General features: G+C 68.0%; 14 protein-coding genes and 4 pseudogenes. 7 read left to right on the forward strand and 11 right to left on the reverse strand.

Going from position 1 to position 17,301, the window contains the following annotated elements:
* Positions 1-393 precede the first annotated feature (393 nt).
* Both ACTWP9_RS03515 and ACTWP9_RS03520 read left to right on the forward strand, forming a co-directional pair.
* Entirely contained in the window at positions 394-1,158 is a 765-nt protein-coding gene (locus tag ACTWP9_RS03515; protein WP_443244453.1) for a CAP domain-containing protein, read from the forward strand.
* 911 nt (positions 1,159-2,069) lie between these two features.
* Positions 2,070-2,219, forward strand: coding sequence for a hypothetical protein (locus ACTWP9_RS03520; RefSeq protein ID WP_443244454.1), 150 nt, complete (start codon positions 2,070-2,072; stop codon positions 2,217-2,219).
* Positions 2,220-3,078: 859 nt separating this feature from the next.
* Here the strand turns inward: ACTWP9_RS03520 and ACTWP9_RS03525 are convergent.
* Positions 3,079-3,579, reverse strand: coding sequence for a PaaI family thioesterase (locus ACTWP9_RS03525; RefSeq protein WP_443244455.1), 501 nt, complete (start codon positions 3,577-3,579; stop codon positions 3,079-3,081).
* 104 nt (positions 3,580-3,683) lie between these two features.
* On the opposite strand from ACTWP9_RS03525, the gene ACTWP9_RS03530 reads away from it, so the two are divergent.
* Positions 3,684-4,151 (forward strand): winged helix-turn-helix transcriptional regulator, encoded by a 468-nt coding sequence (locus tag ACTWP9_RS03530; RefSeq protein WP_443244456.1) that lies wholly within the window; start codon positions 3,684-3,686, stop codon positions 4,149-4,151.
* A gap of 429 nt (positions 4,152-4,580) precedes the next feature.
* The gene (locus ACTWP9_RS03535; protein WP_443244457.1) at positions 4,581-5,192 is read left to right on the forward strand and encodes a dihydrofolate reductase family protein; all 612 of its coding nucleotides are present in this window, start codon (positions 4,581-4,583) and stop codon (positions 5,190-5,192) included.
* Between the two features lie 210 nt (positions 5,193-5,402).
* Here ACTWP9_RS03535 and ACTWP9_RS03540 read toward each other — a convergent pair.
* A pseudogene (locus ACTWP9_RS03540) lies at positions 5,403-5,892 on the reverse strand (IS5 family transposase); the annotation flags it as partial.
* Positions 5,893-6,091: 199 nt separating this feature from the next.
* Between ACTWP9_RS03540 and ACTWP9_RS03545 the strand changes: the two are divergent.
* Positions 6,092-6,403 (forward strand): hypothetical protein, encoded by a 312-nt coding sequence (locus tag ACTWP9_RS03545; RefSeq protein WP_443244458.1) that lies wholly within the window; start codon positions 6,092-6,094, stop codon positions 6,401-6,403.
* 22 nt (positions 6,404-6,425) lie between these two features.
* On the opposite strand, the pseudogene ACTWP9_RS03550 reads toward ACTWP9_RS03545, so the two are convergent.
* The 4 genes and pseudogenes from ACTWP9_RS03550 to ACTWP9_RS03565 form a co-directional block, all read right to left on the reverse strand.
* A pseudogene (locus ACTWP9_RS03550) lies at positions 6,426-7,258 on the reverse strand (IS5 family transposase); the annotation flags it as partial.
* Between the two features lie 16 nt (positions 7,259-7,274).
* Positions 7,275-7,634 (reverse strand): annotated as a pseudogene (locus tag ACTWP9_RS03555) (oxidoreductase); the annotation flags it as partial.
* A gap of 489 nt (positions 7,635-8,123) precedes the next feature.
* Positions 8,124-8,609, reverse strand: coding sequence for a transposase (locus tag ACTWP9_RS03560; protein WP_443244459.1), 486 nt, complete (start codon positions 8,607-8,609; stop codon positions 8,124-8,126).
* Positions 8,610-8,810: 201 nt separating this feature from the next.
* A complete protein-coding gene (locus ACTWP9_RS03565; RefSeq protein WP_443244460.1) occupies positions 8,811-9,761 on the reverse strand; it encodes an SDR family NAD(P)-dependent oxidoreductase in 951 nt (316 codons plus the stop codon).
* Positions 9,762-10,120: 359 nt separating this feature from the next.
* On the opposite strand from ACTWP9_RS03565, the pseudogene ACTWP9_RS03570 reads away from it, so the two are divergent.
* Together ACTWP9_RS03570 and ACTWP9_RS03575 are read left to right on the forward strand one after the other, a co-directional pair.
* Positions 10,121-10,680, forward strand: a pseudogene (locus tag ACTWP9_RS03570) (Lrp/AsnC family transcriptional regulator); the annotation flags it as partial.
* A 945-nt stretch (positions 10,681-11,625) separates the two neighbouring features.
* Positions 11,626-13,239: a serine/threonine-protein kinase gene (locus ACTWP9_RS03575; protein WP_443244461.1), complete on the forward strand. Its 1,614-nt coding sequence runs from the start codon at positions 11,626-11,628 to the stop codon at positions 13,237-13,239.
* Positions 13,240-13,340: 101 nt separating this feature from the next.
* Here the strand turns inward: ACTWP9_RS03575 and ACTWP9_RS03580 are convergent, their stop codons facing one another.
* The 5 genes from ACTWP9_RS03580 to aspA all read right to left on the reverse strand — a co-directional run bounded on the left by ACTWP9_RS03580 (position 13,341) and on the right by aspA (position 17,224).
* A complete protein-coding gene (locus ACTWP9_RS03580) occupies positions 13,341-13,742 on the reverse strand; it encodes a hypothetical protein (protein WP_443244462.1) in 402 nt (133 codons plus the stop codon).
* Between the two features lie 335 nt (positions 13,743-14,077).
* Complete coding sequence (locus ACTWP9_RS03585) at positions 14,078-14,554, reverse strand: polyketide cyclase (RefSeq protein WP_443244463.1); 477 nt, start codon at positions 14,552-14,554, stop codon at positions 14,078-14,080.
* 209 nt (positions 14,555-14,763) lie between these two features.
* Positions 14,764-15,084, reverse strand: coding sequence for a transcriptional regulator (locus tag ACTWP9_RS03590; protein ID WP_443244464.1), 321 nt, complete (start codon positions 15,082-15,084; stop codon positions 14,764-14,766).
* Positions 15,081-15,572, reverse strand: a complete 492-nt coding sequence (locus ACTWP9_RS03595; RefSeq protein WP_443244465.1) for a hypothetical protein — start codon at positions 15,570-15,572, stop codon at positions 15,081-15,083. The genes ACTWP9_RS03590 and ACTWP9_RS03595 overlap by 4 nt, the downstream gene beginning before the upstream one ends.
* A 251-nt stretch (positions 15,573-15,823) precedes the next feature.
* Complete coding sequence (gene aspA, locus ACTWP9_RS03600; protein WP_443244466.1) at positions 15,824-17,224, reverse strand: aspartate ammonia-lyase; 1,401 nt, start codon at positions 17,222-17,224, stop codon at positions 15,824-15,826.
* Between the last annotated feature and the right edge of the window lie 77 nt (positions 17,225-17,301).

Consider the following 17,301-nt stretch of genomic DNA (forward strand, 5'->3'; position numbering starts at 1 on the left):
GTGCCACGGCGGAGGCACCCTGCCATGCCATGAGATCCGTCACATCGATCCATGGCTCAAAAGGTGCGCGATGGTCGATATCTCCCAGGCGTCACAAGAGAGTTTTCGCACTTTGGTGGATATGTGTGCTCCGGCCTGCGGTGCCGTCCGGTCCGGAGCGGCGTGGTGTCCACACGCGTCGCGGCCAGGTGTTCTGACGGCGCGGCAGTGCCCTGGTGAACGCGTGACGGCAAATCCAGCACGCTGTGCCGGGAAGCGCAAGCCACGTGTGTCAGTGCGAAACTCCCTGCGCTCGAACCCCTGTTGCCCCAAGCCTCCGGCGGCCCTGAGGATGACGGCCCGCAAGGCGTCCCGGCAGGAGGGTGTGCCTGCGATCACCGAGCGAGGTCGTGTATGAGCAAGCACCGCAGCAAGAAGACGCACCACGGGAAGATAGCCGTCGCGGCCATGGCCGTCGCTGCCGTGAGTGTGCCTTCCGTTGCCATGGCCTGTCTGGACGGGCAGGACAGCAAGGGCTCCGAGGCGCGTGACGGCGAGCGGACCACGGCCACCGACTACGGTCGGCACACCGACGCGGACCAGGGCGACCAGCGGGGGAAGCACCGCGGCGACCGGTCTGAGCCCACCGCACGGGCCTCCGCCCCGCCGCGTACCACCAAGTCCGCCGCCGCCTCCTCGGCGGCCCCCACTCGTACCGCTCCGGCCAAGGCAACCACCAAGTCGAGCTCGCCGTCCTCCGCTGCCCCCACGTCGACCACCGCCAGCACGGCGTCCGGGTCCTCCGGTCTCCAGGACCAGATCGTCGGGTTGGTCAACGAGGAGCGCCAAAAGGCCGGCTGCAAGCCGGTGACGGCCGACGCCAAGCTGACCAAGGCCGCTCAGGCCCACAGCGAGGACATGGCGGAGCACAGCAACATGTCGCACACCGGGTCCGACGGATCCTCCCCTGACGACCGCATCGAGCGGGCCGGGTACTCCTGGAGCACCTACGGCGAGAATGTGGCCTACGGCTACAGCTCGCCCGAGAGCGTCATGGAGGGCTGGATGAACAGCTCCGGCCACAGGGCCAACATCCTGAACTGCGACTTCAAGGAGATCGGCGTCGGCCACGCCCAGCCCGGCCACTACTGGACCCAGGACTTCGCCACCGCCCGCTGACCCCTCGGAACTGTGAATCGTCCGGTGTGACTCCCGATTTCGGAGGATGAACCGATGACCAGTGAGAACGTGACCGAGGCCGAGACCGGCGAAGGGTCGTTGAGTGGCCGGGTCGGGGTGGTCTCGTGTGACATGTCGCGGGCGATCCGCTGCCGGAGCGTTCCGGGGGCGCTGCCTGGAGGTCCGCCAGTTGTGCGGTGCGGGCCGCGGTCCGCCTGCCGCCGCTACCGTGACCAGGCCGGCGATCTCACTGGGTACATCAAGGCTGAGCGGGAACGCCGCAGGCGTGAAATTCAGGGGCGCAAGAAGCACGGGCCATGCCGGGATCGGTCCTCCGTGGCCATGGCCGGCGTCCTTGGCCGGTCCGTATGGGATTACCTGATCCATGAGGCCGGTCTGGAGCATCGGTATTTTGAGGTCCGGCTCCAGTCGCTCAGCCCTGAGCTTGGCGACAAGCCGTACGTACGAGGCGGTCTCACTCCGCGTCAGGTCCACGCCGCGTTCGTCAAGGAGCGCGACAGGGATCCGTGCATCCGGCTCACGTGGGGGTACCTCACCCGCTTCGGGCTGGAGCACTGGCGAGGCAGCCCGTCGCTCGCCTGGCAGGAACTCACGGGGGAGCCGATTGAGGAACAACCGCGGAGCCCAGAAGACCGGGACAGAATCTCCCAGCGCAGGTACGGGCCTTCCGGCAGTTACTTCAGCCCGGGCGGGGGCGGCTTTGGCTCGGTCCACTGAGCGACCCTGTCGTTCTGTGGCCGCCACCGTGGGGCCCGGCCGGCATGCCCAGCTTGACCAGCTGACAAGTTCGACCGGAACGGGACGGTTATGTCACGACCGGCCGAGTTCCCCCGCACAGCCTCCGCCACTTCTTCGCCTCCACCACCCTGGCCGCCGGCATCTCCCTCCACGTGGTCTCCCACTGGCTCGGCCGCACATCCATCAGAATCACCGTCGATGCCTACGGCCACCTCATCCCCGCCTCCTGGGACCGCTGCCGCGACACCATGCAGACCACGCTGCCCCTGGAGGAAACCTGCGAGGTAACCGAGTTGAAGTGATCGGCGGCCCGCCGGGCTTCGGGCGGTACCGTCGACGGTTGCTGGTTGTGCGCTGGTTACTGTTCCGCAGCGGCGGTATTTTCGCAGGCGACTGCGGTTTCGTCGACGTTCCGCTTCAATGTGTAGTGCCTGTCGTGGCAGTTGATCGCGGATCTGGCAAATATTCAGGTCAGCCGGGGTCGGCCCGCTTACGGGCCGACCCCGTCGCCGTTCCCGTGCTGGATCGGTGCTGGATGGAGGACCAGGTGAGGTTGGACGGGGCGTTTGTGCAGGACCTCCTCTCCAGGTGGAGAGCACGGCCCTTGAGAGGGTGCCTAACGGGTAACTGGCGGATGCCGCAGTTCCCCGTCACTGTCGTGTGACCGCAGGTTCGTGCCCTCGGCAGGAGCCGCAAAACACGGCTGGTCCGGCAGGAGCCGGAAAACATGGCTGGTCGCACACATGGCGCTGACCTGCGCATTTGCGCGCCGTAGTGGCGGTGGAGGCCCGGACCCGGCTGGTGCCGCTGGCCTGAATGTGAACAAATATTGAATGAGTCCAGTGTTCGAAGCGACTCCGGACAGGTTCGACGCAGATGGGAACAGTCCGCGGCGGGGGCGGCACCCCTGAACACCCCCGACCCCGCCACCTTCCACGGCGGCGAGGCCGACTGCACCGACTACCCCACCCACATCGCCTGAGCAGAGCACCCGGTGCCCGGGGGAAACGTCTCCCCCGGGCACCCAGGCATGGCTGCGACACACACCAGACTCACAATTGACGAGCCACCAAGGGGCAGCGGGCCACCGCCGAGCGGAATATCGATGCACCCCTCGTTGTCCCGGCTGCCACCCATGGACCGAGGGCCCTGCCCGCGGAATCACGCCTGCGGGGCGGGCACCGGGAAGAGCATGCAACTGCTGGTGGCGTGGGCGAGCAGTCGGTCCGTCGCGTCGACCAACTGCGCTTGGGCGAGAGCGGTTTGGTGCCCCTTGCTGACGACCGTGCCGATGGCGCGTACCGGGCCCGTATCCACAGTGACCCGCCGCAGGAACTTCACGGTCAGGTCGAGCGAGGTGTACGCCATGCCCCGCGGGAGAGTGGACTGGACGGCGCAGCCCGCCGCCGAGTCGAGCAGAGTGGCGAAGATGCCGCCGTGGACGCTGCCGATCGGGTTGTAGTGCTCCTCGCCCGGTGTCAGCGAGAAGGTCGCCCTGCCGGGCTCCACCTCGTCCAGGGCGAAGTCGACGGTGTAGCTGATCGGCGCCCTCGGCAGCCGCCCCGCCTGCACCTCGCGCAGGAAGTCGATGCCGGCCATGCGCCCGGCGGCCTCCGCCGAGATCGCGGGATCGTCCCAGTGATACGTACGCGTTCGCCCCACGGTCCAGCGCCCTTCCCTCTGACTGTCAGCTGACTTTTTCGAGTGAAGCTAGGCTTTCGCTCACCTGACTGTCAATGGCGAAGGCAGCTCCGTACGATGGCGGAATGGAGTGGCTTGAGGCGAGTACGGAGAACTGCCCTGTCCAGCGCACGCTCGACGTGATCGGGGAGAAATGGACGATGCTGATCCTGCGTGACGCCGTCAACGGGGTCCGCCGCTTCGACGACTTCCACCGCCACATCGGCCTGTCGGAAGCCGTCCTCAGCGACCGCCTCCGCAAGCTGACTTCGGCCGGCATCCTGAAGACCGTCCCCTACCGGGAGCCGGGCAGCCGCTCCCGCAACGAATACCGCCTGACCCGCAAGGGCTGGGACCTATGGCCCGTTCTGATGGCGCTGAGCCAGTGGGGCGAGGCATACACCCTCGGCTCCGAGGGTCCTGCACTGGATGTCCGCCACACCGAGTGCGACGCCCCGGTCCGCGTCGTCGTCGAGTGCTCCGCGGAGCACTCTCCCCTCACACCCCGTGATGTCACCGCCAGGCTGGGAACAGGCGCCCGCCTCCGGTCGTGAGCCCTCGACCTGGGGCCTGTCTCTCTGACCGGTCCCTGACTCATGGTGGGGCTGGCCAGCCTGCTGCGATGACGGCCCCGGTCTCCTGTCTCTGACCCACGGTGCAAAGTAGCCGTCGGCTCCAGGAGCGGCCGGCCTCGACTCGAGGTGGCTGAGCCGGGCGGTGCGGCGGAGAGTCGGCCCTCGAAGGTGGTCTCGAAGGCGTTGGGGGCGGCCCTCCACCACTCTGGCCGGTGTTTGCGGTCCTTGCCGGGCGGTTCAGGCTCATGCAGGGGGTACGGCGAGTGTCCGTCTGCTCGCGTGGCAGCCAAACCTTCAACGTTTTCGCGATGTCGCGATGAGTTCGGTCGCCTCGGTCAGTCTGTAGGTGTGTCGGGCGGTCCGATGACCTCACGACAACCCGCAACTGCTACTTCCGGAGAGAAGCTGATGTCCGACACCACCTGCCACATGTCGATCTCGCTCGACGGCTTCGTCGCCGGACCCGACCAGAGCCGAGACAATCCGCTGGGCAAGCGCGGCAAAGAGCTGCACAGCTGGCATATCGGCGACCCGCGCGCGACCGAAGCCGACAAGACGGCCAACAGCTGGCTGATGCGCCCGCGTGGCGCCTACATCATGGGCCGCAACATGTTCGGGCCGATCCGCGGTGAGTGGAACGAGCCATGGGACGGATGGTGGGGCTCCGAGCCCCCCTACCATGCCCCGGTCTTCGTGCTCACTCGCTACGCCCACGAACCGATCAAGATGGAGGCAGGGACCACCTTCCACTTCGTCACCGAAGGCTTCGACGCCGCTTACGCGCAGGCGCTCGAAGCCGCCGACGGCAAGGGTGTGGACATCGCCGGTGGCGCTTCGACAGTTCGACAGGCACTCAACGCCGGCGTGATCGATGAACTCACCCTCGACATCGCCCCCGTCCTACTCGGCAGCGGCGAGCGCCTATTCGAGGGCGTCGAGAGCTTCGATTTCGAGCCCGTCGAGGTGCTCCACTCACCGCTGGCCACCCATGTCCGCTACCGCAAACGCGACGCCGGCTGAGCAGCAACTGGGCCTTCGCTCGTCTCGATCGCGGATCTCCGGCGAACAGTCGGCTCTTGAGTAACCAGGGACGGCGACCTGCGCGGTCGCCGTCCTTTTGGCGGGCACCGACACCAGGGCAACGTCCTGGCCGGCGTCTTTGACGGAGAGTGCGAATCTCCTCATCGTCCATGGGCCTGCCTGACGAGCCTCTTGGGCTCTTGACCAGCGCCGGCTCCAGATGAGGATGGCTGCAAGGTGGAGTCGGCCTGGTAGGCGATTGCGAGCTTGCCCGTCCGCATGGCGAGGCCGCGCCTTGCTTGAGCCGCGCGATGCACCGCTCGATGGCATTGCGCTCCTTGTATGTCTCGGCGTCGAAGCGGGGCGGGCGGCTCCCGGTGCGGCCTCGCCGCAGGCGATGGCCGATCTGGTCGGCGGGCGGCGGGATGACCGCACGGATGCCACGTCGACGGAGGTGCCCACGGATCGCACGGGAAGAGCAGGCGCGATCGGCAAGGACAACGCCGGGGCGGGTTCTTGGTCTTCCGAGTCGGGTTCTCGGGATCCGGATACCGGCCATGACCGCCTCGAAGGCCGGTGCGTCACCGGCCTGGCCCGCAGTGACATGGATGGATAGCGGCCGTGCCCGGCTGTCACTGGCAAGATGGACCTTCGTGCTCAGACCACCACGGGAGCGACCGAGTGCGTGGCCCTCGGGTTCGGATCGGCTAGGGCCTGTCTCCTTGACGAAGAACCCTCCCCGCCGAGTGGAAAATCTGGCGACCCGAGGGGACCGCTCGACTACGGTCGCGCGAGGAGGTAGACGCGTGTCGTGGCCATCTGTGATCATCCTTGTCCCCGAGGAACGTCGCCCGTCGCTTGAAGGGCGAATCCGTTCCCTTGGGCTCGTACCGGATCCCGTGACGGGCGACGAAAGGCTGCACCAGCACGGGTACTCGTACTACATCGACCTCTCGGGCGGGATCCTGGCGGACTACGAGCCGGAGGAGCGCGAGGATGTGAGGACCCGGATCGGCGAACCGTACGCGGTCTATGTGTCGTGCCAGTCCATGGACGCGGCCCGGGCCTTCCTCCGCTACGTCCTGCCTGGTGTGGACGGTCTTGTCGACACCAACCACCACGAGATCCTGCAGGCGAGCGAGTTCCTCACCCTGGTGGACCATTACCCCGGCTGGGACTGGCGTCGCCAACCGAGCACAGACCTCCAGTAGACCGGCTCCCGTCGGTGTCCTGTCATCTGCGGGTCCAGATGAGGATGGCGGCCAGGTGCAGGGCGGCCTGGTAGGCGACAGCAAGTTTCTCCGTCCGCATGGCGAGGCCGCGCCCTTGCTTGAGCCGCGCGATGCACCGCTCGACGGCATTGCGCTGTTTGTATGTCTCGGCGTCGAAGCCGGGCGGGCGGCCCCCGGTGCGGCCTCGCCGTAGACGGTGGCCGATCGGATCGGCGGGCTGCGGGATAACGGCACGGATACCGCGCCGGCGAAGGTGGCCACGGATCGAGCGGGAAGAGTATGCGCGATCCGCTAGGACGACCGCAGGGCGGGTTCTTGGCCTGCCGAGTCCGCTTCGCGGGGTCCGGATTCCGGCCATGACTGCCTCGAAGGCCGGTGCGTCACCGGCCTGGCCCGCAGTGACGTGGATGGATAGCGGCCGTGCCCGGTTGTCGCCGGCCAAGTGGACCTTCGTGCTCAACCCACCGCGGGAGCGTCCGAGCGCGTGATCCTCTGGCTCGGCCCGGCTGGGCGCCCCCTTTTCCCGGCTCCGGCCGAATGCTGGTGGGCCCGGCAGACGGTGGAGTCCACCGAGACTGTCCAGCCAACGTCGTCGTCGGCATCCGCCACTGCGAGGACAGTCGCGAGGATCCGTTCCCAAGTTCCGTCCATGGCCCACCTGGTCAAGCGTTTGTGCGCGGTCTGAAAGGGCCCGAGTTCCTCTGGCAGATCCCGCCAGGGCGAGCAGGTGCGGTACTTCCACGCGATGGCCTCCAGGGTCCGGCTCCTCGGTGGCCAGCTCGCGGGGTACCGGCATCTCCTGAGGGCCGGACGGGGTGAACATGGTGCCCGCCGGCTGGATCGGGGAGGGGGCGACCGGCTGCCGGTGGTGGGGGGTGTTGTCGGGGTGGGACATCCGTCCGGCGTGCATGAGCTGGATGACGATGCGTCCGTCGACGCCGTGCACGGCGTCGGTGACCTTGCGCCACCCGGCGATGTGCTCCTCGGTGTAGATGCCGGGGGTGAGCAGGTAGTCCTGTCCGTCGGCGTTGGGCTGGGTGCCCTCGGTGATGATGAGGGCGTGCGAGGCGCGTTGGGCGTAGTACTCGGCGTTCAGCTCGGTGGGTATGCCTTCCGGGGTGGACCGGTCCCGTGTCATGGGGGCCATCGCAAGCCGGTGCGGCAGGGAGATCTTCCCGGCGACGATCGGGTTCCACAGGGCGTTGAGCATGGGGGATTCCTCAGGTTATGGGTGGCGGATCGCTAAGGGGCGTCACCGTGTGGGCGTGGTCGGCCGGGTGGAGGTCCGTCGCCGTCCTGTTTCTGAGGGTGGTGGAGTAGCAGCGGTAGAAGGGGAGTTCGCGGGTGTAGCGGTGGCGGCGCACAACCAGGAAGGCTGTCCCTGTTGTCGCTGCCGGTGGGGGTGTCGTCGGGGCGGACCTCGATCAGGGCCCAGACGTAGTGCCGGTCACCCTTCAGCCCGTGCCCGGTGCGCATGCGCATCCAGGACTTTGCCGGAACCCTGGCGGCAAGCCGGGTAGCGGTGAAACGGCCGACGGAGGTGGTGGCGGTGTGGTCGGCCTTGACGGCCCGGGCGTAGTCGAAGCCCAGAGCACGGGCGGTGGGTCGCAGTTCCGAGGCCGCTGTAGACCTCGTCGCCGGTGAACCAGCGGGCGCGTATGCCTTGTTCGTGGGCACGGTGCAGCATGGCAGCGGCGAGCTACGGCTTGGTGGCAAAGATGATCTCGTCCGGCACGTGTGTGAGCAGGCGGCGTTCCTCGTCCTCGGCCCGGCCCAGGCGGCGGGCAGGTACAACTCCCGGTCGATCAGCGCGTGGCCGCGCGCCGATGCGTAGGTGAGGTGGACAGCGACCTGGCACAGCCCCGCCCAGGGCCCCGGAGTACTGGCGGGCTGCGCCCACACAGTCGGTGGAGGACTTCTCGTCTCCCGTCTCGTCGATGGCCAACACCGCCCGTTCCTCGGCGAGTTCACTGGCAGCCCAGCGAGCCAGTCGGTCGCGGGCCGCTTCGTGATCCCACGATCCACGGGAGAGGAAGTGCTGAAGCCGGTGTGGGCCCGGACGTCCAGGCGCCTCGGCGAGCGTCCAGCAGTTGCGCCGTTCCAGCTCCATCAGCATCGCCTGCGTCATCTGCCGTGCCGGCAGCCGCCAGTCACGACGCGGGAAACAGCAGGCCACCTCGGCCATCACCGCCCCGAACAACTGCCGCCCACACCTGCTCGGCTACCGTGGCCTCCACGGCCACCTGGTCCTTGATCGTCCTCACAAACGTTCATGATCATGGTGGCCGTTGCCGTACCGGCCCCGCCGACCCGCACGAACGCATATGACCGAGCGCCCCCAGTTGGCCAACCTGAGGACGCTTGTCGGCCGGCGCGCGCCTGGGGGTTATCCGGGGATGGTGCCGAGGTCGACGCCGGTCAGGTCACTGCTGGCGTCCCACAGCCGCGCCGCTACGGAGGTGTCGGCGAGGTGGTTCCACGCCGGTTCACGCTGGGGCTTGCCGCGCAGGCTGAAGACGCGCGGTCCCCACAGCTGCCCTCCGCGCACGGTCGGGTCGAGCACCGCTCGGACCGCGGGCCATGCGCCGGCGTGCTTGCCCTGGACGAAGAGGGCGGCTGGTGCCCCGCAGAGCCGCGCACCAGCGGTCCGCACATGGACCGGCGGGCGTGACGGGGTCAGGGAGTCCAGCGCGCCGCCGGGATGGACCACCACGCTTGCCACCGTGCTGTCGACGGCGCGCAGGTGGCGGTCGAGTTCGAGACCGAAGTACATCTGCGCCAGCTTGGAGCGTCCGTAGGTGCGCTTGGGCCGGTAGTCCTTCCGGGACTGCAGGTCGTCGAGATCGAGCCGCTCGGACTTCGCCGCGAAACTGCCCATGGTCACGATGCGGGCCGCCGGTGCGGCCGACAACAGCGGCAACAGCCAGTGGGTCAGCGCGAAGTGCCCGAGGTGGTTCGTGCCGAACATGAACTCGTGACCGTCCCCGGTCTCCCGACGCGGCGGGTCGTCGAGCGCAACGCCGGCGTTGTGGACCACCGCGTCGAGGCATTCCACATCCAGTGATTCCACCGCTGTTCTGAGCGACGAGAGGTCGGCGAGGTCCAGCCGTACGGCCCGCACCCGCGCCCCAGGGACACGCGAGCGGATCGAGGCCGTGGCGACTTCGGCCTTCGCGGGACTCCGGCTGCCCAGTACGACAGTGGCTCCGGTTGCGGACAACTGCTCCGCGACGAAGTACCCGATGCCGGCGTTGCCGCCGGTGACCAGGAAGACGCTGCCATCGGCACGCGGCAGCCGTTGAACATCCCAGGGCAGGATGGAGGACGTGGACGACATGGCGGCGTGGCTCCCTTGCCGTTGAAGGCGGCTGCGGCTGCCCTGCTGGGCAGCTCGACGCGCACGGTTCCAGCGGCCCCCGACACATCGCCTACGGATCACCGACAGCCCCGCCGAACGGCCGACATCCAGCCGACGCGGTGCTGGCCCGTCACAGCGCACCGTTGCCACTGAGCACTGAATGGCCAACCGTGGCGCTCAGTCACTACGCATCAGCGATCAAGACTTACAGCTGCCCTGTCTGAGTACTACGGTGCCTCCGTCAACCCGGCAGTATCGCCACGGACCGCACATCGCAGTGTTGGTCCGGGCCTCCCGGCGCCTACAGGATCAAGACGCCGGAAGAGGAGAGGCCACCGGACGACCTGCTGAAGCTCGCCGGCGCCCTCCCCGAAGCCACCGCGACCGCGACCGCGACTCCCCCCCCGCCAAACCACTCAGCGAGGCCGAACGCACCGTCGTCGCCCAGCTCATCCGGGACAGCCGGGCATCCACCGCAAACATCGCCCGGGCCGCGGGCCTGGCCACCTCCACCGCGCACCGTCTCGTCCGCCGGGTACTCGACGAGGGATGGGTCAAACCGCGCCTGGAGATCGTGTCGGAATGGCTCGGCTTCCAGACCCCCTTCATGCCCCGCCTGCGAGTGGCCCCAGGCGAAACCCCCGACGTGATGCGTCGCATCGACCAACTCCCCTACACCCGCCTCGCGGCCCACGTCGCCAGCGACATGTCCGTCCTCGCCACCGGCCTGGTCGCCGACCGCTCCGCCCTGGCGCTCTTCATCGACAACGAACTGGCCAAGATCCCTGGCATCCTCGCCGTCAGCGTCGACGTCATGCTCACTGAACCACGCCGCTACTGGCTGGACCGGGACCTGGCCTCCGGTCTCGGCGAATTCCACGCACCGACGCTGCTGTGACCCCCCATCGCGTTGACTGGCGCAATCCGCCTGACCAGGCGACTCACGGGACCAGAGCACCTGAGGTCAGTCGGCTGACGTGTGACGGCTACCTACTCGACGGTCAGCCGCCCTGACAGGCGGCTGACCGTCCCGCCGTCGCAGCCGCGACAGTGTCGTCATTCCTCTTCGACATTCGCGAGCCGGTTGTTCACAGGCTGCCTCCGGAACCGTCGAGAAACGCCGTTCCCAGAAGTCCACGAAGCCATCCGGTGGTCCCAGCGTGTGCGGGTTGCTCCCCGCCACGTCACCGAGATGGCGAGGAGCATGGTGTGGTCCCAGCGCGTGCGGGGCAGGTCCGGCCTGCTGGCGGTCATCAGCACGGCCAGGCAGGGGCGGGACGCAGCGGCGGCTTGGTCAGAAACCCCCGACAACAGCTGCGCGAGCCCCAGCCCTGGTCGAGGACGGTGCTCTGCACGGGGAGGAGAGCGACCCGGGCGTCTCGGCGAAGGCGGCATCGTCGTGCTCTGCGCACCACCAGGAAACGGTCGGCGAACGGCGGCTGTGAAACTACTGCGCACTGCCGGAAGGACACAGCCGGCAAGGTGGCAGGCAACACCGCACCAACCTCTGGGGCACCCCTCTCCCAAAACCACCCTCGGACACCGACTGGTACCCCACGGGTGCCAGGAATGTGCTGGTTGAGGCGCGCTTCAACCAGCACATTTTGCTGTGCAGCCCCGGGAGACTTGTGCGATGGCCTGCCTCTTGTTCAGGGAGCAGTCGCCCCCCAGCAGTTGCACGCCCCGAGCGGATCTCGGCCGCAGTGGCAGACCGGGACACGCCAACTCTCCTGCCAGGAGCACCAGGAGCCGAATCCCTCCCTTTCGCGGGAGCGCGGGATGCCACCGGACCGGCCTACCGTTCCCCGCTGTCGGGCGGCATCATCTGTGCTGGGAGGTGGTGGTGTTGCAGTCCTTGGCGGAGGCCGACCCACGGGAGATCGGGCCGTATCGATTACTGGCCGTACTGGGCCATGGCGGTATGGGCCGGGTCTTTCTGGGGGCTGCGTCGGACGGCCGACTCGTGGCCGTCAAACTGATCCGCGCAGCTCTCGCCGACGACGGGCGCCACCAAGGGCGGTTCAGACGGGAGGTGGCCGCGGCGCGCAGGGTGCGCGGCGTCCACACCGCACCCGTGCTCGACGCGGACCTCGACGCGCCCACACCATGGCTGGCCTCGGCCTTCATCTCCGGCCCGTCGTTGCAGCAGGTGATCAATGCCGGTGTGACCGGTAAAGCCGTTGACGGCATCACCGCCAATGCCGCCACCGTCGATGTCGCCGCTGAGACGCTTCCGGAGGAGGCCGCGCTGCGGCTGGCCGCCGGTCTGACCGCCGCGCTCGACGAGATCCACGGGGCCGGACTGGTGCACCGGGACCTCAAGCCGGACAACATCCTCCTCACCGACGAACCCACCACGACGGGCGTCCCGCCCACCGACGGGGGCGGCGTGCTGGTCAACGACGAGGGCGTCCGGGTGGTCGATTTCGGTATCGCGCTGGCCACCGACGACGCCCCGGGCAGCACCAGGCTGACGCGGACCGGGTGGGTGGTCGGCTCGCCGCCCTACATGTCTCCCGAACAGGTCGAAGGAGCCGCGATCACACCGGCGAGCGACATCTTCTCGCTCGGTTCCGTGGTGGTCATGGCCTGTACCGGAGAGAGTCCGTTTGCGGGAACGTCGTTGCAGCAGGTGCTCCACAACGTTCTGCACTCCGAGCCCGACCTGTCAGCGCTGCCGGACCGCATACGCCGGGTCGCCGAAGCGTGCCTGGCCAAGGACCCGGCCGAGCGGCCCGGCCTGAGCACGCTGCGAGATCTCATCGGCCATGTCACCACATCCGCGCGGCCCTGGACCCCGCGCGTCAGGGACCTCATACGGGACCAGCGCGCCGAGGTCGACCGGGTTCTCGGGCCCGCGGACGACGCGACCACCACCGGAGCAGAGGGAGGCGACAAGATCGACGAGGCATCATGGAACAGCAGGGCGACCGATCCGATCCCGTTCACCGTGGACGCCCTGCTGCCCGAGAAGTTCGTCAACGACCTCGACACCGAGTACCTCCGGGTGGCGGCGGGTCCCCGGCCGACTGAGGAGGTCGGGCCCAGGAACGTGGTCTCCGTGCTCACCTCCTGCGACTGCCCGCAGGTGATGGCCGGGGTCTACCTGGAGCAGCGCAGCCCGAACCCGCCCATTCTTGTCTCCGTCACCATCTTTCCGATGCCGGACAGCACGACGGCCGACATGACCTACAACTTTCTCCTCAAGGACGACTTGTACTGGAAGAAGCTGACGTTCTGGTCAGCGCAGACCCGCAGCGACGGCAGCCCCCGCCGCGGCGACTACGACGACGGATACTTCGAACGTGCCTACATCCGCAACTCCGGGCGCTATGTGATCACCGTCCGAACTCTGCGCACCGATCTCCTCTCGGAAACCTGGCTCTTTCCGTATGTCTATGCCGCGACAACCCGAGCGGTCCGCTCCTGCGGACCGGAGAACTATGGAAAGCGCTGACCGACAGCTTGTGGGTGGCCTGGGCCGGTGCATTGGTCCCCTTGTATGCGATCCGGCCGCGCAACCCCCGATCGGCGAGCAGGGTGCGGGACCTGGCCGAGTCATAGATGGCATCGAGGTGGACCGTGAGCCTCTTCCAACCTCAGGCCGAGGCGGTGAGCCCACAATGGTTTGAGGTCGGCGAAGTCGCAGCTCGGTCCGTTGACGGAAGTGTCTTTGAACGCGAGCGACGCGGTCGCCGGGTATCCGGAATCGAGCCAGCATGCGGCGGCGATCAGCTCTGGTTCGAGCAGTGGGCGGTTCGCGACCACCGGCTTTCGATCGGCGTACGCGTCAGCCGGGGCGAGGACGCCGATGCCGTCCGCGCCGGTTTCGTGCCGCCACCCTTCCGGTATGTCAAACACGATGCCGTATTCGGTGTCCTGTATGACGGTGGTGCCTTCCCACCACGAACCGGGAAAGGTCCGATCCAGGTCCGGGGGTATGCGGAGTTCGGCGGCCATGCGGTCAAAAAGTCGCCGGTCTTTCGTACGCGCGTCGATGCGCCACTGGTTTTGGGGGAGCCACACATCTGCATCGCGCCACGCCGGGGGCTCCGAAACCGGGTCCTCGCGCCACCGTTGCAGGCCCACGACAGAATGAACTCCAGGCCCGTACGGGTGTCTGCGCCGATCAGGGTCACTCCGTGGTCGTACGCCTCGCAGCCATCGGGCGGACGGGGAATCGTGGCCAGGTCGAACATGAAGCCGTAGTGCGGTTACAGCAGGGTGTAGTCATAGCTTTCGTCCCGCATCCGGGGTCCCCGGCGCTGATGGTCATCTTGGTCGCCGGCATCACATCACCCACCGGAGACAAGTTCGGCCAGGTGCTGCAGCGAGTTGGTGAGATGCTCGGGGCCGAACGGCGGGAACTCGATGTACTCCCGGATGGACTGCGGGACTGGTGACCAGTCGTAGGTGAGCGTGACCTCGGTCTTGGACGGACCGAGCGGCGCAAGGTCGTAACGCCAGCTCCAGCCGCCGAACTCCAGGTGACCGTCCTCCTTCTCCTGCCCTGTCAGCCAGCCGATGGCGCGCGGCGGGTCGAGCACCTGGACCTTGTTGGCCACCTGGTAGTCACCGTTGGGATGGGCGGCGTGATACATGTCCATCCGGAAAATCTGCCCCACTTCGGTCAGCGGAGCCCGCTCGACAGCTTGCTGAACCCAGCCGGTGCCATCGATCGCAGAATGGGTCGTCGGGTCCGCCAGCACCGCGAACACCTTCGCGGCGGGCACGGCGACCGTCAGGGTGGCGGTCAAGTTCTCCTGGTCCACGTGTGCACGCTCCTTGTCATCTCATCCCGGGCCTCCCGCAGGCGCGGAAGCGGGACGTTCCCAACATGCTGACGACGTGGGGAGGCGGAACTCATCGGTCGTGTGGACGGAATCCGCACGCGAAGAGCGGGCGGTTCAGCGAATGTCGGCGGTGGTACCCAGGCCCCCAGGCACCCCGCGCGGCGCTCTCCGTCCGGCTCCGATCGTGCTCAGAGAGCCGGATGTGAGGGCCCCACTATCGTCCGCAGTGCCGCAAGGTGCCGCTGATAGGCATCCCGGCCTCGGCGGGTCAGGCGGAGCCATACGCGCTGCCGGGTGTCGCGGACGGCCTTGCGCTGCTCGACGTAACCGGCGTCCATCAGCACGGTGACGTGCTTGCTCAGCACGGAGGCGGAGAGGTCGAGTTGCTTTTGGACCAAGCCGAACTCCGCCTCGCCCGCGGTGTCCAGCAGGGCGCAGATGCGCAGCCGGTTCGGGGCGTGGACGGTGGCGTCGAAGCCCTCCATCAGGTCGTGGTTCTCGGCGCTCACGCGGTCTTCCGGTGCAGGCGGACGAAGGCAAGGTGGAAGCCGACGGACACGGCGGCGCTGATCAGCGAGGCCGCGATCAGCCACACCGGCCATCCCGTGACGCGGAAGGCGAACGCTGCACCCACCAGCAGCACGGGCAGGCCGACCTGGAGCGGCACAGTCGCCCGCTTCGGCAGCACGTCCAGCCGCAGTGCCACCCCGGTCTTGTGACGCCACGTCTTGGCCGCGACGGCGAAGAGCGCCATGAACACCGCGGTGATCGCCAGCATGATGCCCATCCAGGCCGGGTGCGGCAGCAGCCATTCCGAGTCGGCCATGACGCCTCCGTAGGTGATCGGGAGCGCGGCAAGGTAGAGCGTCAGCGTGATGAAGAACCAGTTCGGCCACGGCGTGGCCGACAGCGCAGCGGCGGAGGCCCGGACGTGCTCGGTGTCGGCCAGGGCAGAACGGGCCTGCTCCGGCGTCAGCTGTACCCCGTTGGTTTCCATGACGGAAAGAGTAGCGGCTGGTTTCCAATACGGAAAGAGACGAGTTTCCGGTACGGCAAGTGACCAGCCCGCCGCCGGATTCTGTCTCTTCGCTCGTGATCGCAGAGCTTGCCGCTCGCGGCACCTTGGTGGATCACCACCTTGGGGGTCACCACCGTGGGTGGGGTCACCACCTTGGGGGGTCACCACCTTGGCGGGTCAGCTGAGTTGTGAGGTCGTCCGCTGCGCGGAGGCCCGGTCCGTCACCGCTGTCAGGCAGTGGTCCTGGCGACCTCGGCCGGGCGGAGCAGGGCGGTGAGCCGGTCGGCCTCGAGCAGCCCCTTTTCCAGGACGAGTTCGGCGACCCCGCGGCCGGTGGCGAGCGCTTCCTTGGCGATGTCGGTGGCGGCCGTGTAGCCGATGTGCGGGTTGAGCGCGGTGACGAGGCCGATGGAGTTCTCCACGCTTGCGCGCAGCGTCTCGGTGTTGGCGGTGATGCCGGACACGCACCGCTCGGCCAGGGTGCGGCAGGCGGCGCCCAGGTGGGTGATGCTCTCCGAGAGGGAATGCAGGATGACCGGTTCGAAGGCGTTGAGCTGGAGCTGGCCCGCCTCGGCGGCCATGGTGATGGTGACGTCGTTGCCGATGACCTCGAAGGCGACCTGGTTGACGACCTCGGGGATCACCGGATTGACCTTGCCGGGCATGATGCTGGAACCCGCCTGGACCGGCGGCAGGTTGATCTCCGCGAGCCCGGCGCGCGGGCCGGAGGAGAGCAGCCGCAGGTCGTTGCAGCTCTTGGAGAGCTTGACGGCGATGCGCTTGAGGACGCCCGAAAGGTGGACGAACGCACCGCAGTCCTGGGTGGCCTCGACGAGGTTGGCGGCGGTCACCAGCGGCAGACCGGTGATGGCGGCGAGGTGGCGGCGGGCGGCCTCGGCGTAGCCTGCGGGGGCGTTGAGGCCGGTGCCGATCGCGGTGGCCCCGAGGTTGATCTCGTGCACGAGCAGGGTGGCCTCGGCGAGCCGGCTGCGGTCCTCCTCCAGCATCACCGCGTAGGTGGAGAACTCCTGGCCAAGCGTCATGGGTACGGCGTCCTGGAGCTGGGTGCGGCCCATCTTCAGGACGTCGCTGAACTCCTCCGCCTTGGCGGCGAACGCCTCGCACAGCACGGTCATCGCGTCGCGCAGCTCGTGCACTGCGGTGATCGTGGCGACCTTGAGAGCCGTCGGGTAGGCGTCGTTGGTGGACTGGCTGAGGTTGACGTGCTCATTGGGGTGGAGGTGCGCGTAGTCGCCCTTGGCGTACCCCAGGAGCTCCAGGGCCCGGTTGGCGATCACCTCGTTGGCGTTCATGTTCGTCGAGGTGCCGGCGCCGCCCTGGATGACGTCGACGACGAACTGGTCGTGCAGCCGGCCGCCCCTGATCTCCTGGCAGGCGGCTGCGATGACGTCCGCCTGGTCCGCGGTGAGCAGCCCGAGGTCCTGGTTGGCGCGTGCCGCGGCTTCCTTGACCGCCGCGAGGGCGTTGATCAGATGCGGATACGCGGATATCGCTGTGCCGGTGATCGGGAAGTTCTCGGTGGCGCGGAGCGTGTGGATGCCCCAGTACGCGGCGTCGGGTACGTCTCGGTCACCGAGCAGATCGTGCTCGCGACGGTGGTCAGCGGTCATGGCGCAGACATTTCCTTGGGCTCAGGCGGTGCGGGCGAGGGTTTGGCAGGGAATGTGGGGTCGGCCCGGGGGACAGG

The organism is Streptomyces sp. 3N207 (genome assembly GCF_052246355.1).
Classification (GTDB): Bacteria; Actinomycetota; Actinomycetes; order Streptomycetales; family Streptomycetaceae; genus Streptomyces.

Coding starts and splice junctions, on each gene's coding strand:
- ACTWP9_RS03515 (WP_443244453.1), top strand. CDS start 394: ATGAGCAAGCACCGCAGCAAGAAGACGCACCACGGGAAGATAGCCGTC.
- ACTWP9_RS03530 (WP_443244456.1), top strand. CDS start 3,684: ATGGAGTGGCTTGAGGCGAGTACGGAGAACTGCCCTGTCCAGCGCACG.
- ACTWP9_RS03535 (WP_443244457.1), top strand. CDS start 4,581: ATGTCCGACACCACCTGCCACATGTCGATCTCGCTCGACGGCTTCGTC.
- ACTWP9_RS03560 (WP_443244459.1), bottom strand. CDS start 8,609: ATGGCCGAGGTGGCCTGCTGTTTCCCGCGTCGTGACTGGCGGCTGCCG.
- ACTWP9_RS03565 (WP_443244460.1), bottom strand. CDS start 9,761: ATGTCGTCCACGTCCTCCATCCTGCCCTGGGATGTTCAACGGCTGCCG.
- ACTWP9_RS03580 (WP_443244462.1), bottom strand. CDS start 13,742: ATGGCCGCCGAACTCCGCATACCCCCGGACCTGGATCGGACCTTTCCC.
- ACTWP9_RS03595 (WP_443244465.1), bottom strand. CDS start 15,572: ATGGAAACCAACGGGGTACAGCTGACGCCGGAGCAGGCCCGTTCTGCC.
- aspA (WP_443244466.1), bottom strand. CDS start 17,224: ATGACCGCTGACCACCGTCGCGAGCACGATCTGCTCGGTGACCGAGAC.